The organism is Streptomyces sp. XH2 (genome assembly GCF_049725035.1).
In the GTDB taxonomy this organism is placed as follows: Bacteria; Actinomycetota; Actinomycetes; order Streptomycetales; family Streptomycetaceae; genus Streptomyces; species Streptomyces roseoverticillatus.
Window position 1 is genome coordinate 307,242 of record NZ_JBMMMZ010000002.1, and the last position, 22,573, is coordinate 329,814.

Sequence of the window (22,573 nt, forward strand, 5' to 3'; positions counted from 1 at the left end):
GGGCGAGCGGTTTGACTCGGAACAGCCTTCCCGGCCCCGCGCGGCGGCCGCCATCCTTTCGGCTCCCGCTGAAAGGTCGCGCCGTCGCGCCGGGCAGGAGGTCGTCATGCTGCGCATCCACTGCACCCCTCAGGACCTGCTCAACGTCACCGTCGCGGATCACCCCGCGCCGCTCCTCGAACTCTGCCTGGCCTTCGCGGCACTGCAGCGCCACGACGTTCCGCCGGAGCAGGCCCGGTGGCGCAGACGCGCCCTGAGGGGCCTGCCGCGCGCCGCGCACCCGCTGTTCCGGCTGGTCACGCCGCAGGGCGTGGGCCCGCTCTTCCTGGACCCGCCCAGCGAGGGGTTCGAAGAGGGCCTGGAGTCGGTTCTGGCCACACCCCGCGCACGGGTGCGGGCCGAACTCCGGCGGGTGTGCGCCACGGGGCTGCCGGCCACCCCGTGGCTCCGCTCCGTCGCGGACCACGACCGCTCCGCGTGGCACGAACTCGAACTCGCCCTGCGCGCGGGCCACCGGCACGTCATCCGCCGGGACTGGACCAGGCTCGCGTCCGGCTTCCGCGCCGAGACCGCCTGGCGCGCCCGCGTCATCGCCCAGCAGGGACTCCAGGCCGCGATCACCTCGCTGGCCCCGGGCACCCGGTGGCGCGGGACCACCCTGGAAGCGGACCTCCCGCGGGACGCCGAGATCACCCTGCACGGGCAGGGCATCGTCCTGCTGCCGACCTTCTCCTGGACCCGCCACCTCCTGGCGGCCCCGCAGCCCGACGGCCGCGTCCTCCTCGTCTACCCGGCCGTCACCCCGCTGAGCCTCCACCCCCTCGGACCGGCCGGCGACCCCCTCGTCACCCTGCTGGGCAGCACACGGGCCCACATCCTGAGCCTCCTGGTCCACCGCCGCACGACGACGGACCTGGCACGGCAGCTCACGATGAGCCTCAGCACCGCCTCCACGCAGACCAAGGCCCTCCGGTACGCCGGGCTGGTCCACTCCCGGCGGGAGGGCAAGGCGGTGTGGCACTGCTGCACGCCACTCGGCCTCGACCTGCTCGTGCATGCCGCCCAGGAGCCGTCCTGACGCCGTCAGAGCAGGTGATCGGCCTTGCCGGCCTTGATGTCGCGGATCAGAGCGCGCAACGCTTCGCGGGAGTCGGTGACGTAGTGGTCCTCGGCGCCGGATACGGCTATGTAGGCGTTGCCTGCACTGTCCGTGCCTATGCGGAAGCAAGCGCTTCCCTCGCCGCAGTAAGGCTCTTCCCAGGTGATGTTGGTCATGGGGTGGCTCCTCATAGCTGCTTCGCAACGTCCCGGATGAACTCACGTGAGCTGCCCGGGTCCAGTGCGAGGCGCTCCATCCAGTCGAGGTGCGCGCGGTACTTGGACAACTGTGCCTCTCCGTAGAGGAATTCCGGGCCGTGCGTGCTGTCGATCTGTACGGACAGGACATCTACCACTCCCTCCGCTGGTGCGACGGAGCACTCCGCATCGTCAACTGGGACGCCCACCACGCCCACTCCGACGCCCACCAAGCCGCCCACTGCACAGCGCAGCGCAAGCGCACCCTGCTCCTCCTCGCCGCAGTCGTGCACGAATGCGACGGCACCTGGGGCATCAGCAAGAGCGGCCCCGCCACTGAGGGAACCCGGGTCTGGGCGAGCCCCCCCCCGGAGCTTGAACGCACCACGCGAACGGCCCGCCCCGGGAGATCCCGGGGCGGGCCGTACAGGCTGGAAGCCGGCGTCAGACCGAGCGCAGGGCCAGCACCACGTTGTGGCCGCCGAAGCCGAACGAGTTGTTGATCGCGGCGATCGTGCCCTCGGCGGGCAGGGCGCGCGGCACGTCGCGGACGATGTCCGCGTCGATGTCCTCGTCCAGGTCGTCGACGTTGATGGTCGGCGGGGCCGTACGGGTGTGGAGGGCGAGGACGGTCATGACCGTCTCGATGCCGCCCGCACCGCCCAGGAGGTGACCGGTCATCGACTTGGTCGCGGAGACCGCGACGTGGTCGAGGTCGTCGCCGAGGACCTTGCGCAGCGCCTTGATCTCGGCCGCGTCACCCTGCGGGGTGGACGTGGCGTGCGCGTTGAGGTGCACGACCTCGGACGGCTTGAGGTCGGTGTTGTCGAGCAGGCTCTGCAGGGCGGCGGCGATGCCGCGGCCGGTCGGCTCGGGCTGGGCGATGTGGTGGCTGTCCGCGGACAGGCCCTGGCCCAGGACCTCGCAGTAGACCCGCGCGCCGCGCCGGGCGGCGTGCTCGGCCGACTCCAGGATCACGACGCCGGCGCCCTCGCCGAGGACGAAGCCGTCACGGGCCTTGTCGTACGGGCGGGAGGCCTTCTCGGGCTCCTCGTTGTTCTTGGACATCGCCATCATGTTGGCGAAGGCGGTGATGGGCAGCGGGTGGATCGCCGCCTCGGTGCCGCCGGCGACGACCACGTCGGCACGGCCGGTGCGGATCATCTCGACGGCGTAGCCGATGGCCTCGGCGCCGGAGGCGCAGGCGCTGACCGGGGTGTGCACGCCCGCCTGGGCGTTCACCTCCAGGCCGACGTTGGCCGAGGGGCTGTTCGGCATGAGCATGGGCACGGTGTGCGGGGAGACGCGGCGGACGCCCTTCTCCTTGAGCACGTCGTACTGGTCGAGCAGGGTGGTCACGCCGCCGATGCCGGAGGCGATGACGGTGCCGAGGCGCTCGGGGGCGATGGAGGAGTCCTCGCCGGCCTTGGCGGTGTAGCCCGCGTCGGCCCACGCCTCGCGGGCCGCGATCAGCGCGAACTGCGCCGAGCGGTCCAGCTTGCGGGCGAGGGGGCGGGGCAGGACGTCTTCGGGGTCGACCGCGGCGGCGGCGGCGATCCGGACCGGAAGGTCGGCGTAGCGCTCACCTTCGAGGGGCCCCACGCCGGACCGGCCGGCGAGCAGAGCCTCCCAGGTCGTCGCGCTGTCGCCACCCAGCGGTGTGGTTGCGCCGATACCGGTGACGACCACGGTGCGATTGGTCGAGCTCACAGGAATTGTCTCCACGTGTAGAGGTGCTGGTGAACCGCCACCGCCGGGGTGGCGACGAACGCTCAGGTCAGTCCTGGTGCTTCAGGATGTAGTCCGCGGCGTCGCCGACGGTCTTGAGGTTCTTGACGTCCTCGTCCGGGATCTTGACGTCGAAGCGCTCCTCGGCGGCGACGACGACCTCGACCATGGACAGCGAGTCGACGTCCAGGTCGTCGGTGAAGGACTTGTCCAGCTTGACGTCCTCGACCGGGATGCCGGCGATCTCGTTGACGATCTCGGCGAGGCCCTTGAGGATCTCTTCCTGGGTGGCGGCCATGTGCGGCGCTCCTTCTATCTGTGCGGTGGAACTGCGTGGTAAGGAACTGCGGTGCGGCGAGCTCCGCGCAGTACGGCGGTGAGGCCGGGCTGCGACGATCTCGCCTAGGGGAGGGTAACGACCGTGGCGGCGTAGACGAGACCCGCCCCGAAACCGATGACGAGCGCGGTGTCCCCGCTCTTCGCGGCGCCGGTGGCCAGGAGCCGCTCCATGGCCAGCGGGATGGAGGCCGCGGACGTGTTGCCCGTGGTCTCCACGTCACGGGCGACCGTGACGCTCTCCGGCAGTTTGAGGGTCTTGACCATCGAGTCGATGATCCGCATGTTGGCCTGGTGCGGGATGAAGACGTCCAGGTCCTCCGCGCTGACCCCGGCGTCGTCCAGCGCCTGCTGGGCGACCTTCGCCATCTCGAAGACGGCCCAGCGGAACACCGCCTGGCCCTCCTGCGTGATGGCCGGGTAGCGGATCTCGTCCAGGGGCGTGCGGGCCTCCGGACCGTTTCCGCCGGGGACCGGGGTGGTGCGGTACTCGTCCCAGCCCCGGGTCTGCTTGATGGTGTGCGACTTGTCGCCCTCGGAGCCCCACACGGACGGGCCGATGGCCGGCTCGGCCGAGGGGCCGACGACCACGGCGCCCGCGCCGTCGCCGAACAGGAAGGCCGTCGCGCGGTCCTCCAGGTCGGTGAGGTCGGACAGCCGCTCGACGCCGATCACCAGGACGTACTCCGCGGAGCCCTCGACGACCAGGCCCTTGGCGAGCGTCAGCCCGTAGCCGAAGCCCGCGCAGCCGGCCGAGATGTCGAACGCGGCCGGCTTGCCCGCGCCGATCTTGTGCGCGATCTCGGTGGCGATCGCCGGGGTCTGGTGGAAGTGCGAGACCGTCGAGACGATCACGGCGCCGATCTGCTCCGGGGTGATGCCCGCGGCGGCGATGGCCTTGCCGGACGCCTCGACCGACATCGCGGAGACCGTCTCCTCCGGGCCGGCCCAGTGCCGGGTCGCGATGCCGGAGCGGGAGCGGATCCACTCGTCCGAGGAGTCGATGTACTTAAGGATCTCCTCGTTCGGCACCACCCGGGTGGGGCGGTAGCCGCCCACGCCGAGGATGCGCGCGTACGGGGCACCCTTGCTCGGCTTGATCTTCGCGGTCATGCTCTGAGGCTCCTTATTCGGCCGGGGAACCGGCGGGTGCGGCGTACTCGGCGATCAGCTCACGGGCCGCGTCGAGGTCGTCCGGCGACTTCAGGGCCAGGGTCTTCACGCCGGGCAGGGCGCGCTTGGCCAGGCCGGTGAGCGTACCGCCGGGGGCCACTTCGAGCAGGGCCGTCACGCCGAGCTCCTTGAACGTCTCCATGCACAGGTCCCAGCGCACCGGGTTGGCCACCTGGCCGACCAGCCGCCGCACGACCTCCGCGCCGGAGGCCACGACGGCGCCGTCCTTGTTCGAGACGTACCGGGTGTGCGGCTCGGCCGGGGACAGCTCCTGCACGGCGGCCTCCAGGGCCGACACGGCGGGGGCCATGTGGTGCGTGTGGAACGCGCCCGCGACCTTCAGCGCCACGACCTTGCGGGTGCCCTCGGGCTTGTCCTCGGCCAGCGCGGCGAGCTGCCCGGCGGTGCCGGCGGCCACGATCTGGCCCGCGCCGTTGACGTTCGCGGGGGTCAGGCCGAGCTTCTCCAGGTGCGGGACGACGACCTCGGGGTCGCCGCCGAGGAGGGCGGCCATGCCCGTCTCGGTGACCGCCGCGGCCTCGGCCATGGCCAGGCCGCGCTTGCGGACCAGCTCCATGGCCTCCTGCTCGGACAGGACGCCGGTCAGCGCCGACGCCGCCAGCTCGCCCACGCTGTGGCCCGCGGCCGCGCCCACCAGACGGGCGAAGTCGTCCGCCGTGGGGAACAGCTGCCGGGCCGAGACCAGCGCCGACGCCACGAGCAGCGGCTGGGCGACGGCGGTGTCGCGGATCTCGTCCGCGTCGGCGTTCGTGCCGTAGTGGACGAGGTCCAGGCCGATGGCGGCCGACCACTCACGAAGGCGGTCTTCGACACCGGGGAGGTCGAGCCAGGGGGTCAGGAAGCCGGGCGTCTGAGCGCCCTGGCCGGGAGCGACGAGTACGAGCACCCTCACACTCTCTCTCGTGGACGGCACCGGCCACCCGTGGGGATGGGGACCAAGAACCGTCAGGGGAATTGTTGACGTTCGACAAAAGGCTAAAGGGCCGTCTCCGTGTCGGCCAGACGCCCCAGGATGAGCGCGATTCGCAGCGTGAACGCCGAGCGGACATCGGAGGGTGACCAGCCGGTGACGTCCGTCACACGTCGGAGGCGGTATCTCACGGTGTTGGGGTGGACGAACAGCATCCGTGCCGCCCCTTCCAAGCTACTCGCCTGTTCCAGGTAGACACTCAGCGTTTCCAGCAGCGCCGAGCCCGCTTCCTGTAGCGGTCTGTAGATCTCCTCCACCAGCTGATCACGGGCTGTGGTGTCACCCGCCATCGCGCGCTCCGGCAGGAGATCGTCCGCAAGGACCGGACGGGGGGCGTCCGGCCAGGCCGCGCAGGCCTTCAGACCGGCCGTGGCCGCCGCTGCCGAGCGCGTCGCCGACAGCAGGTCCGGCACCACCGGGCCGGCCACCACCGGGCCCGCCGCGAACGGCCCGATCAGCGCCTTGGCCGTCTGCAGCGGCTGGTCGGAGCCGCCCGAGATCACCACCAGCCGGTCGCCGAGCACCCCCGTCAGCACCTGCACCTTCGCGTGCCGCGCCGCCCGCCGGATCGCCTCCACCGTCAGCTCGCTGTCCCCGTTCGGGGCGGTGCCCAGCACCACGCTGACGTTCGCCGGGGCGCTCCAGCCCAGGGCCGCGGCCCGGGACAGGGCGCCCTCGTCGGCCTCGCCCGACAGCACCGCGTTGACCACCAGCGACTCCAGCCGGGCGTCCCACGCGCCGCGCGCCTCGGCGGCCTGCGCGTAGACCTGCGCGGTCGCGAACGCGATCTCGCGGGCGTAGACCAGCAGGGCCTCCCGCAGAATGCCCTCGTCGCCGGGCGCCGCCACGTCGTCGATCGCCGACTCCATGACCTCGATGGTCGTGCGGACCATCTCCACCGTCTGGCGCAGGGTGATCGCCCGCGTCAGCTCGCGCGGGGCCGTGCCGAACACGTCCGTGCTGATGGCCTGCGGAGTCTCCGGATGCCGGAACCACTCCGTGAAGGCCGCGATGCCGGCCTGGGCGACCAGGCCGATCCAGGAGCGGTTCTCCGGGGGCATCGCCCGGTACCACGGCAGCTGGGCGTCCATCCTGGCGATGGCGGCTGCGGCCAGCGTGCCGGAGGACTTTTCCAGGCGGCGGAGGGTGGCGCTGTGCGGATGCGGGGTGTTAGCGGCGGGTTCAGGCACGGGGACAAGCCTGCCTTATTCGGGTCCGGTGCGGGGTCGCCGGGCTACCGTAGCCCGATGACGCACGTACAGCGGTCCGTCCAGCGAGCCGGTGAACGCTTCCTCGGCGGGGACCCGGACGCCGGCATCGAGACCCGGCACGCCTTCTCCTTCTCCGGCTTCTACGACCCCGACAACGTGCGCTTCGGGCCGCTCGCGGCCTGCAACGAGGAGCGGCTCGCGCCCGGGGCGGGATTCGCGGAGCACCCCCACCGCGACGTCGAGATCGTCACGTGGGTGATCGAGGGGGAGCTCACCCACGAGGACTCCACGGGGCACGTCGTGGTCGTGCGGCCCGGTGACGTGCAGCGGCTCAGCGCGGGGTCCGGCGTCCGGCACTCCGAGCGCAACGAGGGCGCGGAGCCGCTCCGCTTCCTGCAGATGTGGCTGACGCCGTCGGAGTACGGGGACGAGCCCTCGTACGAGGTGGTGCGGGGCGTCGGCGACGACGTGTCGTACGCGTTGCCGGGCGTGGAGGCGGTGCTGCACGTGCGGCGGCTCGCGGCCGGAGAGCGGGGTTCCCTGCCGGGGGCGCCGTGGGTGTACGTGCACGTGGTACGCGGTGATGTCCGGGTGGACGGCGATGTCCTGCGCCCGGGGGACGCCGCGCGGCTGCTGGACGCCTCCGGCGTCGAGGTCGAGGCGCTCGGCCACGCCGTGGAGCTGCTGGCCTGGGAGATGCACGCCGAGCCGCACTTCGGCTGAGCTCCCGGGGCTCCGCCCCGGACCCCGGCCCTCAAACGCCGGACGGGCTGTGGGGGTGTGAGCCCGGACGCGCTAATCGGTGGTGAGCTCCGCCAGGACCGCGTCCGTGAGCGCCGGCCACACCTCGATCGCCCACGGCCCGAACGCCCGGTCCGTCAGGGCGACGCACGCCGCGCCCGCGGCGGGGTCCACCCACAGGAACGTGCCCGACTGCCCGAAGTGCCCGTACGTGCGGGGCGAGGACGACGCGCCCGTCCAGTGTGGGGACTTGCCGTCGCGGATCTCGAAGCCGAGGCCCCAGTCGTTGGGCCGCTGGTGCCCGTAGCCCGGGAGGACGCCCGTCAGGCCGGGGAAGGCCACCGACGTGGCCTCCGCCACGGTCTCCGGCGAGAGCAGCCGCGGCGCCTGCAGCTCCGCGGCGAACCGCACCAGGTCGGAGACGGTCGAGACGCCGTCCTTGGCGGGCGAGCCCGGAAGGTCCGTCGCCGTCATCCCGAGCGGCTCCAGCACCGCCTCCCGCAGGTAGTCCGCGAAGGGGATGTCCGTGGCCTTGGCGACGTGGTCGCCGAGGGCCTCGAAGCCGGCGTTGGAGTAGAGCCGCCGCGTGCCCGGTTCGGCCATCGCCCGGTGCTCGTCGAAGGCCAGCCCGGAGGTGTGGGCGAGGAGGTGGCGGACCGTCGACCCCGCGGGCCCGGCCGGCTCGTCCAGCTCGACCGCGCCCTCCTCGACGGCGACGAGCACGGCGTAGGCGGCGAGCGGTTTGGTGACGGAGGCCAGCGGGAAGCGATGCCCGGCCGGCCCGTGCGTGCCCACCGTCGTGCCGTCGGCCCGTACGACCGCCGCCGCAGCGGTGTCCACCGGCCAGTTCTCGATCATCCGCAGGCTCTCCATGGATCCGAGCCTATCCCGGGGCCGGTGCCGGCCCGCCCCGGCCAAGATTCCCCCAAGTCTTCGCTTGCCTGGAGTGCGCTCCAGCTCTCTAGCGTTGGGGTGATCGCAAGGGCAACGACTGCGAACGCCCGCGAACAGGGGGAAGGCTCCATGACCGTCTTGGACAGTGCGCCCGTAGGGACGACGACACCGCCGGACATCGTGTGCACCGTGCTCGAACAGCAGCGGCACGGCCGCCCGGTGGGGCGCGACCGGTACACGATCAGCGAAGTGGCGGGCTGCACGGGCCTGTCGGTCCACACGCTGCGCTGGTACGAGCGGATCGGGCTGATGCCGCACGTGGACCGCTCGCACACCGGCCAGCGCCGCTACACCGACCGGGACCTGGACTGGCTGGACCTGGTGGGACGGCTCCGGCTGACCGGCATGCCGGTGGCGGACATGGTCCGCTACGCGCGGCTCGTCCGCGAGGGCGAACACACCATGGCGGAGCGGGAAGAGCTGCTGACCGCGCACCGCGAGGACGTCCGGAAACGCATCGCGGAGCTGCGGAGCACCCTCGAAGTGCTCGACTACAAGATCGACGTCTATGCCGACGCCCGGCGCCGGGCCGAGGCCGCCGAAGGGGCCCTGAAGCACTGATGAGCAACAGCAACGACAAGATAGCCACCGCCACGCTCGGCACCGGCGGCCCCGAGGTGGGCGTGCAGGGGCTCGGCTGCATGGGCATGAGCTTCGCCTACGGCCCGACCACCGACGAGGGGGAGGCGAGAGCGACGCTGGAGCGGGCGCTCGAACTGGGCGTCACCCTCTTCGACACGGCCGACGTCTACGGCGCCGGCGAGAACGAGAAGTTCATCGCGCCCTTCGTCCGGGCCCACCGCGACCAGGTCGTCCTGGCCACCAAGTTCGCCCTTTCGATCGACCCGGAGAACCCGCAGGTCCGGACGATCCGCAACGACCGCCCGTACATCCGCCGGGCCGTCGAGGCCAGCCTGCGGCGGCTCGGCGTCGACGAGATCGACCTCTACTACATGCACCGGCGCGACGTGAACGTCCCCATCGAGGAGACGGTCGGCGCCATGGCCGAGCTCGTGGCCGAGGGCAAGGTCAAGCACCTGGGCCTCAGCGAGGTCACCGGCGGCGAGCTGCGCGCCGCGCAGGCCGTGCACCCCATCGCCGCCGTGCAGTCGGAGTGGTCGCTGTTCAGCCGCGACATCGAGACCCACGTGGTGCCGGCGGCGCGGGAGCTGGGCGTCGCCCTCGTGCCCTACTCCCCGCTCGGCCGGGGCTTCCTGACCGGCTCCTTCGTGCAGGCCGAGGAGCTGTCGGGCGACGACTTCCGCCGCACCATGCCGCGCTTCACGGGCGGCAACGCGGCGGCGAACGCGGCGCTGCTGGAGCCGGTCCGGGAGATCGCGCGGGAGCGCGGCGCCTCCCTGGGCCAGGTGGCCCTGGCCTGGCTGCAGCAGCAGGCGCAGGCGCACGGCCTGACGGTCGTTCCGATCCCGGGCACGCGCCGCCGCTCCCGCCTGGAGGAGAACGCGGGCGCGACCCGCATCACCCTCACGGCGGACGAGCTCGCGGCCCTGGAGCCGATCGCGGACAAGGTCGCGGGCGGCCGCTACGCCGACATGTCGTTCACCTCGGCCGGCCGCGAGTAGCGCGCGCCGCGGGCCCGGGGCCGGGGCGGGCGGTGACGTCCTGTCACCGCCCGCCCGGGGCCACCAGCCCCGACTCGTAGGCGAAGATCACCGCCTGGGCGCGGTCGCGCAGGTCCAGCTTGGCCAGGACCCTGCCGATGTGCGTCTTGACGGTCTGCTCGGCCAGCACCAGGGTGGCCGCGATCTCCTGGTTGGACAGCCCGCGGGCGATGAGCTCCAGGACCTCGGTCTCGCGCGGGGTGAGCCCGTTCAGCCGCAGCGCCGGGCCGCCCTTGCGCGGCGCCGGGCGCTGCTTGGCGAAGTCCGCGATCAGACGGCGCGTCACGGACGGGGCCAGCAGGGCCTCCCCGGCGGCCACGACCCGCACGGCCGAGATCAGGTCCGCGGGCGGCGCGTCCTTCAGCAGGAAGCCGGACGCGCCCGCGCGCAGCGCCTCGTAGACGTAGTCGTCGACGTCGAAGGTCGTCAGCATCAGGACCTTCGGACGGTGCGTCACGCCGGGCGGCGGGGAGAGGAGCCGCCGCGCCGCCTCCAGCCCGTCCATCTCCGGCATCCGGACGTCCATCAGCACGACGTCCGGGTGGGTGCGGCGGCTGACGTCCACGCCCTGTTTCCCGTCCGCCGCGTCGCCGACGACGTCGATGTCGGGCTGGGCGGCCAGCAGCGCGGCGAAGCCCGCCCGCACCATGGCCTGGTCGTCGACGATGATCACCTTGATGGTCATGGCGAAACGGGGTCCTGTTCCTCTTCGTCCGGTGCTGTCGTGAACGGGAGCCGGGCTGCGACGCGGAAGCCGCCGTCCGGCAGCGGGCCGGTGTCGAGCGTGCCGCCGACCAGCCGGACCCGCTCCCGCATGCCGACCAGGCCGTGGCCCGTGCCGCCGGTCTCCACCGGCCGGGCGTCCCGGTCGGCCGCGGCGGCGTTGACGACCAGCACCATAAGGCTCGTGCCCGCGTCGCCGGCCGACACCGAAACCCGCGTGGCCGCGCCCGGCGCGTGCCGGACCACATTGGCCAGGGCCTCCTGCACGATCCGGTACGCGGAGAGGTCCACGGTCTGCGGCACCGCCTCCGGCAGCGGATCCGGCATGGCCAGCTCCACCGGCAGCCCGGACCGCACGGTCCCCTCGACCAGCTGCGGGATCCGGGCCACGCCCGGCTGCGGCGCCCGCTCGCCGCCGGCGCCCGCGCCGGAGGCGTCCTCGCTGCGCAGCACCCCCAGCAGCCGCCGCATCTCGGTCAGCGACTCCCGCGCCGTCGCGGCGATCGTCCCGAACTCCTCGCGCGCCTCCTTTGGCAGGCCCGCGAGCCGGTACGGGGCGCTGTCCGCCTGCACGGTGATCACCGACATGTGGTGGGCGACGACGTCGTGCAGCTCGCGGGCGATGCGCGTGCGCTCCTCCAGCAGGGTGCGCCGGGCCCGCTCGGCCTCGCTGATCGTCTCCTGCTCGGCGAGCGCGCGCCGCGCGTCCCCGCGCTCGCGCAGCGCCCCGGCGAGCAGCATCAGCATGCCGCCGACCACGAACAGTGTGATCCAGACGTTGGTGGAGCTGCGCTCGGGCGACACGCCCCGCAGGACCGCGCCCGCGACGCCGGTGGCCAGCCAGACGGCGACGAGCGTCGGGCGCCGCTCCCGCATGCCGACCGCGAGCAGCAACAGCAGCAGGCCGATGGTGGTCGGGGGCGGCCACGGCCAGGTCCAGTCGTGGTTCACCGGCTCGGACAGCAGGACCACCGCCGTGGCGACACTCGCCGCGAAGGCGATCGCCCAGGCGAGGAGGGGCCTGCGGACGGCGACGAGCAGCGGCACGGCCTGGGCGACGGCGAGGGACAGCGCGAGGCCGAAGCCCAGGCCGTACTCGTTCGCCAGCACGGTGCCGGTCAGCGGCAGCAGCAGGGCGGTGAACAGGCCGGCGACCACGTAGGGCAGCTTCCGCACCCAGCGGCGGCGCGACCGGCCGCCCAGCGGCACGGGCGGCCCGGCGGGCGTGCAGACGTCGATCAGGTAGGCGCGCGCCAGGGCGAGGGGGGCGGGGAGTGACTGGGGCATGACCCCTTCACCCTAGGCCGCGGCCCGTGCGCGGGCGTCACACCCTGGTGGGGGCTTGCGGGTCATACCGGGGTAGCACTGGTAGCAGGGCACCGTGGCGGGGCCCGGTCACAGCTCGGCCAGGAGCTGGGCCTTCTTCGCGCTGAACTCGTCGTCGGTCAGGAGCCCCGCGTCGTGCAGCGCGCCCAGGTGGCGGATGCGGTCGGCGATGCCGCCCGGGTCCGGGCGGGCGGCCGGCACGCGCGCGGCCGGCGCGCTGGGGGCCGCGGCGCGGACCGCTTCGAGGACGGCCGCGCCGAAGGGCAGCGACTCGTGCAGCAGGCCGTAGCCCATGCCGAAGACGACGGCCGCCGGATCCTGGTCGGCCTGGCCGGGCCGCTCGTCCTCGCCGCCGCGCGGCACGAGCCGCAGATAGCCGCCGGCGATCTCGGGGGAGCGCCACTCGACGCCCGAGAGGTCCTCGACGGCGAACCGCTGGTCGCCGGCCTTCCACTTGGCGGACGAGGCTCCCGTCCAGAACCAGCGGAAGGCCACGGACCGGCCGTCGAAGGAGGCCTTGCCGTCGTAGGCCTTGAAGGACGGCGGGGGAGCGGGCGCCGCGACCAGCGGGCGCAGGGCGGGATCGGCCGCGTCCGGGCCGAGGGCGGCCCGTATCTCGTCGGCGTAGTACTCGGCGAGGGCGTCGCGCTGCTCGGGCAGCACCAGCCGGTACGGGTCGGTGCTCTCCTTGAGCTGGCCGTCGGCGACGTCCATCAGCGGATCGGCGCCCGGTCTCGGCACCGCGCGCAGCACCACCGTCCCGCGCTTTCCCGGGGCCAGTTCGACGGCCGCGAGCGCCTCGTAGGGGATGCGTCGCTCACCGAGCGCCTGGAGCAGCTTCGGCGTGCGGATCCCCCGTTCGAAGCGGATGAGCACGGAGTCGGTGTCGAACTCCCAGACGGTGTGGAAACCCGTCAGCACATCACCCATGCCCGTCATCGTATGCGGCGCCCGCCCGCGCGTCCCCCCGCGGGGAGCGTCCCGGCTACGCGCGTTGCCCTGCGCACGGCTGAGCTCGGCTCGGCACCGCCGGGTCGCGCCGTTGCGGCGCCGTGCCGTTGCGGCGGAAGGATTTCGCCTGCACAGCGGAAAACGTGTCCGCCGCCACGGCGCCGAGCCCCCACGGTGAGGGTCCGGCGGCAAGCGGAGCCACCGGAGCCGAGACGTATGGCTACGCGCCTTCGGCGCAGGCGGAGTCCGCCTCGGCGCAGCTGACGGATCCCGGCGCGCCGACGCCGATGCCCGCGAAGTTGGCGAGGCTCGTCGTGCCGGGCTCGAAGTAGCCGGCGTGGCCCTCCGCGCCGCGGGCGGAGAGCACGCGCGCCCCGAAGCCCTGCGAGACGGGGTCGGCGCCGTGGCCGAGGCCGCCGAGCTCCAGGTGGGGCACGCCCTGGATCCAGTCGTCCGGGTCGCGCATGGCCCATATCCGGGCGCTGGTCCGCAGCTCGGAGACGTGGTCGGCGCGCAGCCCGGGGCTGCCGGCGACGGCGACGTCGGTGACGCGCGGGGACAGCTCGCGGGCGGCGACGCCGCACACCACCGAGCCGTAGCTGTGGCAGACGAGGGCGACCCGGGAGTCGCCGGGCAGCGCGCGGACCGCGGCGCGCAGCCGCAGCGCGCCCTCGGCGGCGAGCTTGCCGGTGGCGGCGTCCATGCCGACGCCGGCGGGCGAGGTGTAGTCGGCCCAGGCGATGACGGCGGTACGGGTGCCGGGGGCGGCCTTGCGCTCGGCGGCGTAGAGGGAGCGGGCCATGCCGACGGGGGCGCTGTAGGCGCGCTGGGACTTCTCGAAGGTGAGGAGGTTGGTGTCGACGCCGGGGACGACGACGGAGACCCGCTGGGCCCGGTCGAGGTCGCCGATGACCTCCGCGACCCGGCCGTCGCCGGTGGGGTCGAAGGCGAGGATCTGCCGCCCGTCCTGCTGCAGGGACTCGAAGCGGTGCATCCGCCGCAGCGCCTCCTGGCGGCCGACGGGACTCAGGCCGCTCTCGCGGCTGCGGCGCTTCTCGACGACGCGGGCCTGGTCGAGGGCGGCGCGGTTGGCGCGGTAGCGCAGGGTGGGCGGGGCGCCGTTGAGGTTGCCGACGACGAGGGGGTACTCGTCGGCGAGCTGGGTGCGCTGGGGGCCGGTGAGGGTGGCGAAGAAGCGGGCCACGGTGTCGGAGGCCGTCCCGGGGGCCGGCAGCGGGCGGCCCGCTATGGAGCCGTGCAGCCAGGCGCTGAGCGAGACCGTACGGGCGTCCCCGGCCGCCTTGTGGCTTCTGACGGCGGTCCAGCCGGTCGTGCCGAGCATCACGAAGACCACGGCCAGGGCGAGCAGCGCACGCCACACGGTGGCCGTGGTCGTCCACGGTACGGAGGAGGGGGAGCCGAGCTCCGGGAAGGAAGTCACCGCGAAACACCCTAGGAGAAACCCGGCGGTGACTGCGGAGTCCGTGAGCTATCTCACGTTTGAGTGGAGGCAATTGGGCACAAGCGTGGTTTTCTCGATCAAGCGCGCCAGTTTTCCGCCAATGCCGGACCCAGCTGGTCCAGATAGGCGACGGTGAGCTCCCGGAGATCGTCCAGGCCGCCCTCCCCGCGCTCGCCCCAGGCCCGCGTCGTGACGCGCATCACCCCGCCGAACGCGGCCACCAGGACGTGCGGCCGGGGGTCGGCCTGCGGATCCAGCCCCTCGCGCCGGGCGATCTCCACGGCCAGCCGCTCCTCCACCGCCGAGAGCGTGCGCAGCCGCGCCGCCAGCAGCTGGGGCGTCGACTCGATCAGCTGGTACGTGCCCATGTGCACCTCCAGCGGCACGACCGCCTCGATGACGGCGCGCGCGCCGTCCCACGTGTCGAGGACGGCCCCGCGCAGGGCGGCCAGCGGGGCCTCGGCGGCGGGCCGGGAGCGCAGCGTGGCGAGGAAGAGGGCGTCGACGGCGGTCTGCATCGCCAGCGCGACCTCCTCCTTGTTCGCGAAGTAGCGGAAGAAGGTGCGCTGGGAGACCTCCGCGGACTCGGCGATCTCGTCGACGGTGGTGCGCTCGTAGCCCTTGCGGGCGAACAGCTCCAGGGCGGACCGGATCAGGGTGTCCCGCGTGCGCCGCTTCTTCCGCTCGCGCAGCCCGGACGGCGCCGCCGGGCGGGCCGCCGCACCCTCGATCGCGTGCATGGATCGTCTCTCCTCCGCCACGTTTGTGCTGCTCAGGATAGCCATCCCCGAATATGGCAGACACCAGCGCATGCGGTCGGCAGCCAATTGGCAGGCACTGACATAATTCTCGGCATGACGTCTCAGACCGCTGTCGCCGAGGCGCAGCCGGAGCTCGGTTCCCCCAAGGGGTTCCGCGGCCACCCCTGGCTGACCCTCGTTACCGTGGCGATAGGCGTGATGATGGTCGCGCTCGACGGCACGATCGTCGCCGTCGCGAATCCCGTCATCCGGGATGACCTCCACGCCTCGCTCGCCGATGTCCAGTGGATAACCAACAGCTACCTCCTCGCCCTCGCGGTCGCGCTCATCACCGCGGGCAAGCTGGGTGACCGGTTCGGCCACCGGCTGACCTTCCTCATAGGTACCACCGGCTTCGCCGTCGCCTCCGGAGCCATCGCGCTCTCCGGCAGCGTGTCGGCCGTCGTCGTCTTCCGGGTCCTCCAGGGCCTCTGCGGCGCGCTGCTGATGCCGGCCGCGCTCGGCCTGCTGCGCGCCACCTTCCCGGCCGGCAAGCTCAACATGGCCGTCGGCATCTGGGGCATGGTGATCGGCGCCTCCACCGCCGGCGGCCCCATCCTCGGCGGCGTCCTCGTCGAACACGTCAACTGGCAGTCGGTGTTCTTCATCAACGTGCCGGTCGGTGTCGTCGCCCTCGTCCTCGGCCTCACCATCCTCAAGGACCACCGGGCCGCCCACGCCCCGCGCTCCTTCGACCTCCCCGGCATCGGCCTGCTCTCGGCCGGGATGTTCTGCCTGGTCTGGGCGCTGATCAAAGCGCGCGACTGGGGCTGGGGGGACGCGAAGACCCTGCTGTTCCTGGCGGGCGCGGCCCTCGCCCTGCTCCTCTTCGCCTTCTGGGAGACCAGGGCCCGCGAACCGCTGCTGCCGCTGCGGCTCTTCCGCTCCGTACCGCTGACCGCCGGCACCGTCCTGATGCTGCTGATGGCGTTCGCCTTCATCGGCGGCCTGTTCTTCGTCACCTTCTACCTGCAGAACGTGCACGGCATGAGCCCCGTCGACTCGGGCCTGCACCTGCTGCCGCTCACCGGCATGATGATCGTCGGCTCGCCCGCCGCGGGCGCGCTCATCACCCGCGTGGGCCCGCGGATCCCGCTGGTCGCGGGCATGCTGCTGACCACCGTCGCCTGCTTCGGCATGGCCCGCCTCGAAGCCGGCTCCGGCACGGGCGTGATGTCGGTCTGGTTCGCCCTCTTCGGCCTCGGCCTCGCCCCGGTCATGGTCGGCGCCACCGAAGTCATCGTCGGCAACGCCCCGCTGGAGCACGCCGGCGTCGCGGGCGGTCTGCAGCAGGCCGCCATGCAGGTGGGCGGTTCGCTCGGGACGGCCGTCCTCGGCGCCGTCATGGCCGCCCGCGTCGACGACACCCTCCCCGGCAGGTGGGCGGAGGCGGGGCTGCCCGCCGGCACGCCGCAGCAGGCGGCCGGGGCGGCCGACGCCGTCGCCGTCGGCGTCGCACCGGTGCCGCCGGGCGCGCCGCCGGAGCTGGCGGGGAAGATCACGGACATCGCGCATGACACTTTCGTGTCAGGGATGAACCTGTCGTTCACCGTCGCGGGCGTCGTCGCGGCCTGCGCCGCCCTGGTCGCGCTGTTCACCAAGCGCGGAGCGAACCCCGAGGCGGCGGCCGGCGCGGCCCACCTCTGACCCGGACGCACGCCTTCCCCTATCAGGGCCCCGCACCGCGGGGCCCTCTTGGCAGCGTCCGCCACTCCCGTCAGGATGCGGTGTGCGACAACACCGACACAGGGAGTGATGCTCATGCGTACGATCCGCACCGTCGCCGCCGCCGTCACCGCGTCCGCCGCGCTGGCCCTGCTCTGCGCGCCCACGGCGGGCGCGGCGGCCGCGACGGGCAGGGAGCGGCTCGGCCCCTGCGCCGCCGGGCAACTGTGCCTGTGGACGAAGACCGGCTTCCGCGGGACGCGCAGCACGAGCGAGCTCGCGGACATCGGCATCGAGGACTGCGTGACCTTACCGGCCGGCGGCAGCGCGACGTCCCTCGCCAACCGCACGGGGCGCCCTGTCACTACGTATCAGAGCGCTACGTGCGCGGAGACGGGTGAGTTCTCGACGTACCCGTCGGGGACGTGGGTCCCGGAGAGTCCGTACGTGGTCCGGGCGTACAAGGTCTGGGAGCACTAGCTCACCGAAAACTGCCGCCGCCCCCGGCCAGCAGAGCTGGCCGGGGGCGGCGGCAGTAGGGGTGAGGCGGAGCGACTACGCGTCGCCGCCGGCCGCGCCCGGGTCGGCCGCCGTGACGTCCAGCAGCTGGTAGCGGTCCACCGCCTGCTTCAGCAGCGAGCGGTCGACCTTGCCCTGCTTGGCGAGCTCGGTGAGCACGGCCAGGACGATCGACTGGGCGTCGATGTGGAAGAAGCGACGGGCAGCGCCACGCGTGTCGGCGAAGCCGAAGCCGTCCGCACCCAGCGACTGGTACGCACCCGGCACCCAGCGCGAGATCTGGTCCGGCACGGCACGCATCCAGTCGGAGACGGCCACGAACGGACCCTCGGCGCCCTGGAGCTTCTGCGTCACGTACGGGACGCGGAGCTCCTCCTCCGGGTGGAGCAGGTTGTGCTCCTCGACCTCGATGGCGTCCTTGCGGAGCTCGTTCCAGGAGGTGGCCGACCAGACGTCCGCCTTGACGTCCCACTCCTCGGCGAGGATCTTCTGGGCCTCGATCGCCCACGGCACCGCCACGCCCGAGGCGAGGATCTGGGCCGGGATCGCGCCCTTCTCGCCCTGCGAGAAGCGGTACAGACCCTTGAGGATGCCCTCGGCGTCCACGTCCGCCGGCTCGGCCGGGTGCTGGATCGGCTCGTTGTAGACGGTCAGGTAGTAGAAGACGTCCTCGGCGTTCTCGCCGTACATCCGGCGCAGACCGTCCTTGACGATGTGCGCCATCTCGAAGCCGAACGCGGGGTCGTACGAGACGACGCCCGGGTTGGTGGACGCCAGCAGCTGCGAGTGGCCGTCGGCGTGCTGCAGGCCCTCACCCGTCAGGGTGGTGCGGCCCGCGGTGGCGCCGAGCACGAAGCCGCGCGACAGCTGGTCGGCCATCTGCCAGAACTGGTCACCCGTGCGCTGGAAGCCGAACATCGAGTAGAAGACGTAGACCGGGATCAGCGGCTCGCCGTGCGTCGCGTAGGCGGAGCCCGCCGCGATCAGCGAGGCCGTGCAGCCCGCCTCGGAGATGCCGTCGTGCAGCATCTGGCCGGTCGGCGACTCCTTGTACGCGAGGAGCAGCTCGCGGTCCACGGACTCGTACTGCTGGCCGAGCGGGTTGTAGATCTTGGCCGACGGGAAGAACGCGTCCATGCCGAAGGTGCGGTACTCGTCGGGGGCGATCAGCACGAAGCGCTTGCCGATCTCCTTGTCCCGCATGAGGTCCTTCAGGATGCGGACGAACGCCATGGTGGTGGCGATCGACTGCTGGCCCGAGCCCTTCTTGGCGCCCGCGTAGACCTTGTCGTCCGGGAGGGCCAGCGGCTTCGACCGGTCGACGCGGCTCGGCACGTAGCCGCCGAGCGCGTTGCGGCGGTCGTGCATGTACTGGATCTCCTCCGAGTCGCGACCCGGGTGGTAGTACGGCGGCAGGCCGGACTCCAGCTCCTTGTCGGCGATCGGGATGTGGAGGCGGTCGCGGAAGCGCTTGAGGTCCTCGACCGTGAGCTTCTTCATCTGGTGGGTCGCGTTGCGGCCCTCGAAGTTCGGACCCAGGGTCCAGCCCTTGACGGTCTGCGCGAGGATCACGGTCGGCTGGCCCTTGTGGGCCTTGGCCGCCGCGTACGCCGCGTAGATCTTCTTGTGGTCGTGACCGCCGCGGCCCAGGTGCAGGATCTGGTCGTCGGTCATGTTCTCGACCATCTTGCGGAGACGGTGGTCGTCGCCGAAGAAGTGGTCGCGGATGTACGCACCGGTCTCGGTGGCGTACGTCTGGAACTGGCCGTCCGGGGTGCTGTTGAGTTTGTTGACCAGGATGCCGTCGCGGTCCTGGGCCAGCAGCGGGTCCCAGGAGCGGTCCCAGACCAGCTTGATCACGTTCCAGCCGGCGCCGCGGAACTGCGACTCCAGCTCCTGCATGACCTTGCCGTTGCCGCGGACCGGGCCGTCGAGGCGCTGCAGGTTGCAGTTGACGACGAAGGTCAGGTTGTCCAGGCCCTCACGGGCGGCGATGGACAGCTGGCCGAGCGACTCCGGCTCGTCCATCTCGCCGTCGCCGAGGAACGCCCACACGTGCGACTTGGAGGTGTCGGCGATGCCGCGCGCCTCCATGTAGCGGTTCATGCGGGCCTGGTAGATCGCGCCGAGGGGGCCGAGGCCCATCGAGACGGTCGGGAACTCCCAGAAGTCCGGCATGAGGCGCGGGTGCGGGTAGCTGGACAGGCCGTAGGGGGCCTTGGACTTCTCCTGGCGGAACGAGTCCAGGTTCTGCTCGGAGAGCCGGTCCAGCAGGAACGCGCGGGCGTAGATGCCCGGGGAGGCGTGGCCCTGGAAGAAGATCTGGTCGCCGCCGTCGCCCTCGTCCTTGCCGCGGAAGAAGTGGTTGAAGCCCACGTCGTACAGCGAGGCGGAGGAGGCGAAGGTGGCGATGTGGCCGCCGACGCCGATGCCCGGGCGCTGCGCCCGGGAAACCATCACGGCCGCGTTCCAGCGGGTCGCGTTGAGGATCTTGCGCTCGATCTCCTCGTTGCCGGGGAAGAACGGCTCGTCCTTGGTCGCGATGGTGTTGACGTAGTCCGTGCTGCGCATCTCGGGCACGGCGACGCGCTTCTCGCGAGCCCGCTCGATCAGGCGAAGCATGAGGTAGCGGGCACGTTCCCGGCCTCGCTCGTCGACGGCTGCGTCGAGCGAGTCGAGCCACTCCTGGGTCTCTTCGGGATCGAAGTCCGGGACCTGGCTGGGAAGGCCGCCAATGATGATCGGGTTGCGATCGGATCCGGAAGCCACGCTGTTCCTTCGCTGTCGGTCGTGGTCGTGCTCTGCACGCGGTGTTGCTGCGCACGCGGTCAAATATGGGGCTGCTTATCTGGCGCCGGCTCCCATCGTGGACCGCGGCGGCGGAAACGTCATCTCTACTGGGCGGTAACCACCACGGGTGAGACGAAGCAGCGTTTGTTGGTCGCCCGGGGCGGCCAAATCGCAACCTTACGCCCCCAAAGGGGGTTCCCCGTGTACGGCTGTTCGGGGTCGCTCCGTGGAATCACATGGAGTAACTTCGCAAAAGGGGCAAAGTTCTGTGTGGTGAATCACTCGCCCCTCCAGCCCCAGGGTTGGAGTTGCCACAGGACGTCCGCGTCCGTCAACGTTTCGGCGGTCTCGATGGCCGGGTACTTGCGCGATCCGTCCGTCACGTGTGGACTACGCCCATCGTTTCGCGTACGCGCGAGCCGAATGCAACGTCTCGAAGGATGACAGGAGGAAATCCGTGAGCGCGACCGCGGACCACGCGGAGGAGCGGACCAATCCGGCCGGAAGGCTGGGTTTCGAGCCCGGACAGGTGGTCCAGGAGATCGGCTACGACGACGACGTCGATCATGATCTCCGTGAAGGTATTGAGTCCCTCATCGGCCAGGACCTCGTCGACGAGGATTATGACGACGTGGCCGACGTCGTCCTGCTGTGGTTCCGGGATGAGGACGGAGACCTCACGGACGCGCTGGTGGACGCCATCGGCCTGCTTGAGGACGGCGGCAACATCTGGCTGCTGACGCCCAAGACGGGCCGCGACGGCTACATCGAGCCGAGCGACATCCAGGACGCCTCGCAGACCGCCGGTCTCTCCCAGACCAAGAGCATCAGCGTGGCCAAGGACTGGAGCGGCACCCGCCTGGCCGCCCCCAAGCGCTAGCCCCCGGGCAGGCGCACCGACACCCGCACCGAGCCCCCCGGCAGCCCGCTGCCCGGGGGGCTCCGTGCGTCCCCCGGGGCGCGCAGTGACACACTGGCGGCCTACCCGCCGGTGGTCGGGGCCGGGCAGGCCTCGCGGACCGGCCCTGCCGAGAAGAAGGATTTCGAACATGGCGATCGAGGTCGGCACCAAGGCTCCGGACTTCGAGCTGCGGAACCAGCACGGCGAGACCGTCCGGCTCTCCGACTTCCGCGGCGAGAAGAACGTCGTCCTGCTCTTCTACCCCTTCGCCTTCACCGGCGTGTGCACCGGCGAGCTGTGCGCCCTGCGCGACGAGCTGCCGAAGTTCGTCAACGACGACGTGCAGCTGCTGGCCGTCTCCAACGACGCCCCGTTCTCGCTGCGCGTCTTCGCCGAGCAGGAGGGCCTCACCTACCCGCTGCTCTCCGACTTCTGGCCGCACGGCAACGTCAGCCGCGACTACGGCGTCTTCGACGAGGAGAAGGGCTGCGCGGTGCGCGGCACCTTCATCATCGACAAGGAAGGCGTCGTGCGCTGGACGGTCGTCAACGGCCTGCCCGACGCGCGCGACCTGGACGAGTACACCAAGGCGCTCGCCGCTCTCTGAGCCGGCCGCGCCGAGCCGGGTGCGGAGCCATCCGCGCCGAGAACCATGCCATCGCCGGGAACCGGTCACTAGGATCCAGACGTTGACCGGTTGCCATCGCACAACGGGGGCGCAGGTGAGACTCCTGGCCCCTCGAAAACCAATGGAGGACTCGTGGGAGTCAGTCTCAGCAAGGGCGGCAACGTCTCGCTGACCAAGGCGGCCCCGAACCTGACCGCGGTCATCGTCGGTCTCGGCTGGGACGCCCGTACCACCACCGGTACGGACTTCGACCTGGACGCCAGCGCGCTGCTGACGAACGACCAGGGCAAGGTCGCCAACGACCAGAACTTCGTCTTCTTCAACAACCTCAAGAGCCCCGACGGCTCCGTCGAGCACCAGGGTGACAACCTCACCGGTGAGGGCGAGGGCGACGACGAGGTCATCAAGGTCAACCTGGCCGGCGTGCCCGCCGACGTCGCCAAGATCGTCTTCCCGGTCTCGATCTACGAGGCCGAGTCGCGGCAGCAGAGCTTCGGCCAGGTGCGCAACGCCTACATCCGCGTCGTGAACCAGGCCGACAACACCGAGCTCGCCCGCTACGACCTCAGCGAGGACGCCTCGACCGAGACCGCCATGGTCTTCGGCGAGCTCTACCGCCACGGCGCCGAGTGGAAGTTCCGCGCCATCGGCCAGGGCTACGCCTCGGGCCTGCGCGGCATCGCCCAGGACTTCGGCGTCAACGTCTGATCGTCGACGTCTGACCGTCGACGTCCGACCAGCCCCGCCGGCCGCGCC

23 protein-coding genes are annotated in these 22,573 nt (G+C 71.9%); 9 read left to right on the top strand and 14 right to left on the bottom strand.

Annotated features, from left to right (window positions below; genetic code table 11):
- Positions 1 to 106 precede the first annotated feature (106 nt).
- Positions 107 to 1,078, top strand: coding sequence for an ArsR/SmtB family transcription factor (locus tag ACOTKD_RS04960; protein WP_424887622.1), 972 nt, complete (start codon positions 107 to 109; stop codon positions 1,076 to 1,078).
- 5 nt (positions 1,079 to 1,083) lie between these two features.
- Here the strand turns inward: ACOTKD_RS04960 and ACOTKD_RS04965 are convergent, their stop codons facing one another.
- The 7 genes from ACOTKD_RS04965 to ACOTKD_RS04995 form a co-directional block, all read right to left on the bottom strand.
- Positions 1,084 to 1,275: a hypothetical protein gene (locus ACOTKD_RS04965; RefSeq protein ID WP_424887623.1), complete on the bottom strand. Its 192-nt coding sequence runs from the start codon at positions 1,273 to 1,275 to the stop codon at positions 1,084 to 1,086.
- Positions 1,276 to 1,286: 11 nt separating this feature from the next.
- On the bottom strand, positions 1,287 to 1,454 hold the full coding sequence (locus ACOTKD_RS04970) for a Scr1 family TA system antitoxin-like transcriptional regulator (protein WP_424887624.1): 168 nt from the start codon (positions 1,452 to 1,454) through the stop codon (positions 1,287 to 1,289).
- A gap of 286 nt (positions 1,455 to 1,740) precedes the next feature.
- The gene (gene fabF, locus ACOTKD_RS04975; protein WP_424887625.1) at positions 1,741 to 3,006 is read right to left on the bottom strand and encodes a beta-ketoacyl-ACP synthase II; all 1,266 of its coding nucleotides are present in this window, start codon (positions 3,004 to 3,006) and stop codon (positions 1,741 to 1,743) included.
- 67 nt (positions 3,007 to 3,073) lie between these two features.
- Complete coding sequence (locus ACOTKD_RS04980; protein WP_367136902.1) at positions 3,074 to 3,322, bottom strand: acyl carrier protein; 249 nt, start codon at positions 3,320 to 3,322, stop codon at positions 3,074 to 3,076.
- Positions 3,323 to 3,426: 104 nt separating this feature from the next.
- Complete coding sequence (locus ACOTKD_RS04985) at positions 3,427 to 4,473, bottom strand: ketoacyl-ACP synthase III (protein ID WP_424887626.1); 1,047 nt, start codon at positions 4,471 to 4,473, stop codon at positions 3,427 to 3,429.
- 13 nt (positions 4,474 to 4,486) lie between these two features.
- Positions 4,487 to 5,440 carry an ACP S-malonyltransferase gene (locus ACOTKD_RS04990; protein WP_424887627.1) on the bottom strand — a complete coding sequence of 318 codons (954 nt, stop codon included), beginning with the start codon at positions 5,438 to 5,440 and terminating at the stop codon, positions 4,487 to 4,489.
- An 89-nt stretch (positions 5,441 to 5,529) separates the two neighbouring features.
- On the bottom strand, positions 5,530 to 6,714 hold the full coding sequence (locus ACOTKD_RS04995) for a PucR family transcriptional regulator (protein ID WP_424887628.1): 1,185 nt from the start codon (positions 6,712 to 6,714) through the stop codon (positions 5,530 to 5,532).
- Between the two features lie 57 nt (positions 6,715 to 6,771).
- Here ACOTKD_RS04995 and ACOTKD_RS05000 point away from each other — a divergent pair, with 57 nt between their 5' ends.
- Positions 6,772 to 7,458 (top strand): pirin family protein, encoded by a 687-nt coding sequence (locus ACOTKD_RS05000; RefSeq protein WP_424887629.1) that lies wholly within the window; start codon positions 6,772 to 6,774, stop codon positions 7,456 to 7,458.
- Positions 7,459 to 7,530: 72 nt separating this feature from the next.
- On the opposite strand, the gene ACOTKD_RS05005 is transcribed toward ACOTKD_RS05000, so the two are convergent.
- On the bottom strand, positions 7,531 to 8,349 hold the full coding sequence (locus ACOTKD_RS05005) for a serine hydrolase domain-containing protein (RefSeq protein ID WP_424887630.1): 819 nt from the start codon (positions 8,347 to 8,349) through the stop codon (positions 7,531 to 7,533).
- A gap of 150 nt (positions 8,350 to 8,499) precedes the next feature.
- Here ACOTKD_RS05005 and ACOTKD_RS05010 point away from each other — a divergent pair, with 150 nt between their 5' ends.
- Positions 8,500 to 8,991 carry a MerR family transcriptional regulator gene (locus ACOTKD_RS05010; protein WP_424887631.1) on the top strand — a complete coding sequence of 164 codons (492 nt, stop codon included), beginning with the start codon at positions 8,500 to 8,502 and terminating at the stop codon, positions 8,989 to 8,991.
- Positions 8,991 to 10,013, top strand: a complete 1,023-nt coding sequence (locus tag ACOTKD_RS05015) for an aldo/keto reductase (RefSeq protein ID WP_424887632.1) — start codon at positions 8,991 to 8,993, stop codon at positions 10,011 to 10,013. Before ACOTKD_RS05010 ends, ACOTKD_RS05015 begins: the two co-directional genes overlap by 1 nt.
- Positions 10,014 to 10,056: 43 nt before the next feature.
- On the opposite strand, the gene ACOTKD_RS05020 is transcribed toward ACOTKD_RS05015, so the two are convergent.
- The 5 genes from ACOTKD_RS05020 to ACOTKD_RS05040 form a co-directional block, all read right to left on the bottom strand.
- Positions 10,057 to 10,737 (bottom strand): response regulator, encoded by a 681-nt coding sequence (locus tag ACOTKD_RS05020; RefSeq protein ID WP_424887633.1) that lies wholly within the window; start codon positions 10,735 to 10,737, stop codon positions 10,057 to 10,059.
- Positions 10,734 to 12,062, bottom strand: coding sequence for a sensor histidine kinase (locus ACOTKD_RS05025; RefSeq protein ID WP_424887634.1), 1,329 nt, complete (start codon positions 12,060 to 12,062; stop codon positions 10,734 to 10,736). The genes ACOTKD_RS05020 and ACOTKD_RS05025 overlap by 4 nt, the downstream gene beginning before the upstream one ends.
- Before the next feature lie 108 nt (positions 12,063 to 12,170).
- Positions 12,171 to 13,031, bottom strand: coding sequence for a DUF4429 domain-containing protein (locus tag ACOTKD_RS05030; protein ID WP_424887635.1), 861 nt, complete (start codon positions 13,029 to 13,031; stop codon positions 12,171 to 12,173).
- A gap of 241 nt (positions 13,032 to 13,272) precedes the next feature.
- Positions 13,273 to 14,493, bottom strand: a complete 1,221-nt coding sequence (locus ACOTKD_RS05035) for an alpha/beta hydrolase (RefSeq protein ID WP_424887636.1) — start codon at positions 14,491 to 14,493, stop codon at positions 13,273 to 13,275.
- A gap of 98 nt (positions 14,494 to 14,591) precedes the next feature.
- Positions 14,592 to 15,254 carry a TetR/AcrR family transcriptional regulator gene (locus ACOTKD_RS05040; protein WP_424887637.1) on the bottom strand — a complete coding sequence of 221 codons (663 nt, stop codon included), beginning with the start codon at positions 15,252 to 15,254 and terminating at the stop codon, positions 14,592 to 14,594.
- Between the two features lie 114 nt (positions 15,255 to 15,368).
- Here ACOTKD_RS05040 and ACOTKD_RS05045 point away from each other — a divergent pair, with 114 nt between their 5' ends.
- Both ACOTKD_RS05045 and ACOTKD_RS05050 read left to right on the top strand, forming a co-directional pair.
- Positions 15,369 to 16,961: an MFS transporter gene (locus tag ACOTKD_RS05045; RefSeq protein WP_424887638.1), complete on the top strand. Its 1,593-nt coding sequence runs from the start codon at positions 15,369 to 15,371 to the stop codon at positions 16,959 to 16,961.
- Positions 16,962 to 17,075: 114 nt separating this feature from the next.
- Entirely contained in the window at positions 17,076 to 17,459 is a 384-nt protein-coding gene (locus tag ACOTKD_RS05050) for a peptidase inhibitor family I36 protein (RefSeq protein WP_424887639.1), read from the top strand.
- A gap of 75 nt (positions 17,460 to 17,534) precedes the next feature.
- Here the strand turns inward: ACOTKD_RS05050 and aceE are convergent, their stop codons facing one another.
- A complete protein-coding gene (aceE, locus tag ACOTKD_RS05055; protein WP_424887640.1) occupies positions 17,535 to 20,267 on the bottom strand; it encodes a pyruvate dehydrogenase (acetyl-transferring), homodimeric type in 2,733 nt (910 codons plus the stop codon).
- Positions 20,268 to 20,745: 478 nt separating this feature from the next.
- Between aceE and ACOTKD_RS05060 the strand changes: the two genes are divergently transcribed.
- From ACOTKD_RS05060 to ACOTKD_RS05070, 3 genes are all read left to right on the top strand, one after another.
- Positions 20,746 to 21,168, top strand: coding sequence for a DUF3052 domain-containing protein (locus ACOTKD_RS05060; protein WP_424887641.1), 423 nt, complete (start codon positions 20,746 to 20,748; stop codon positions 21,166 to 21,168).
- A 169-nt stretch (positions 21,169 to 21,337) separates the two neighbouring features.
- A complete protein-coding gene (locus ACOTKD_RS05065) occupies positions 21,338 to 21,796 on the top strand; it encodes a peroxiredoxin (RefSeq protein WP_030369883.1) in 459 nt (152 codons plus the stop codon).
- A 153-nt stretch (positions 21,797 to 21,949) separates the two neighbouring features.
- Complete coding sequence (locus ACOTKD_RS05070) at positions 21,950 to 22,525, top strand: TerD family protein (protein ID WP_030369882.1); 576 nt, start codon at positions 21,950 to 21,952, stop codon at positions 22,523 to 22,525.
- Positions 22,526 to 22,573: the final 48 nt, after the last annotated feature.

Bases quoted from the DNA above. Each gene is read 5' to 3' on its own strand.
- ACOTKD_RS05030 (WP_424887635.1), bottom strand. From the start codon at position 13,031: ATGGGTGATGTGCTGACGGGTTTCCACACCGTCTGGGAGTTCGACACC.
- ACOTKD_RS05015 (WP_424887632.1), top strand. From the start codon at position 8,991: ATGAGCAACAGCAACGACAAGATAGCCACCGCCACGCTCGGCACCGGC.
- ACOTKD_RS05045 (WP_424887638.1), top strand. From the start codon at position 15,369: ATGACGTCTCAGACCGCTGTCGCCGAGGCGCAGCCGGAGCTCGGTTCC.
- ACOTKD_RS04980 (WP_367136902.1), bottom strand. From the start codon at position 3,322: ATGGCCGCCACCCAGGAAGAGATCCTCAAGGGCCTCGCCGAGATCGTC.
- ACOTKD_RS04960 (WP_424887622.1), top strand. From the start codon at position 107: ATGCTGCGCATCCACTGCACCCCTCAGGACCTGCTCAACGTCACCGTC.
- ACOTKD_RS05005 (WP_424887630.1), bottom strand. From the start codon at position 8,349: ATGGAGAGCCTGCGGATGATCGAGAACTGGCCGGTGGACACCGCTGCG.
- ACOTKD_RS05040 (WP_424887637.1), bottom strand. From the start codon at position 15,254: ATGCACGCGATCGAGGGTGCGGCGGCCCGCCCGGCGGCGCCGTCCGGG.
- ACOTKD_RS05000 (WP_424887629.1), top strand. From the start codon at position 6,772: ATGACGCACGTACAGCGGTCCGTCCAGCGAGCCGGTGAACGCTTCCTC.
- ACOTKD_RS05020 (WP_424887633.1), bottom strand. From the start codon at position 10,737: ATGACCATCAAGGTGATCATCGTCGACGACCAGGCCATGGTGCGGGCG.
- ACOTKD_RS04965 (WP_424887623.1), bottom strand. From the start codon at position 1,275: ATGACCAACATCACCTGGGAAGAGCCTTACTGCGGCGAGGGAAGCGCT.
- ACOTKD_RS05065 (WP_030369883.1), top strand. From the start codon at position 21,338: ATGGCGATCGAGGTCGGCACCAAGGCTCCGGACTTCGAGCTGCGGAAC.
- ACOTKD_RS05010 (WP_424887631.1), top strand. From the start codon at position 8,500: ATGACCGTCTTGGACAGTGCGCCCGTAGGGACGACGACACCGCCGGAC.
- ACOTKD_RS05050 (WP_424887639.1), top strand. From the start codon at position 17,076: ATGCGTACGATCCGCACCGTCGCCGCCGCCGTCACCGCGTCCGCCGCG.
- ACOTKD_RS05025 (WP_424887634.1), bottom strand. From the start codon at position 12,062: ATGCCCCAGTCACTCCCCGCCCCCCTCGCCCTGGCGCGCGCCTACCTG.
- ACOTKD_RS04985 (WP_424887626.1), bottom strand. From the start codon at position 4,473: ATGACCGCGAAGATCAAGCCGAGCAAGGGTGCCCCGTACGCGCGCATC.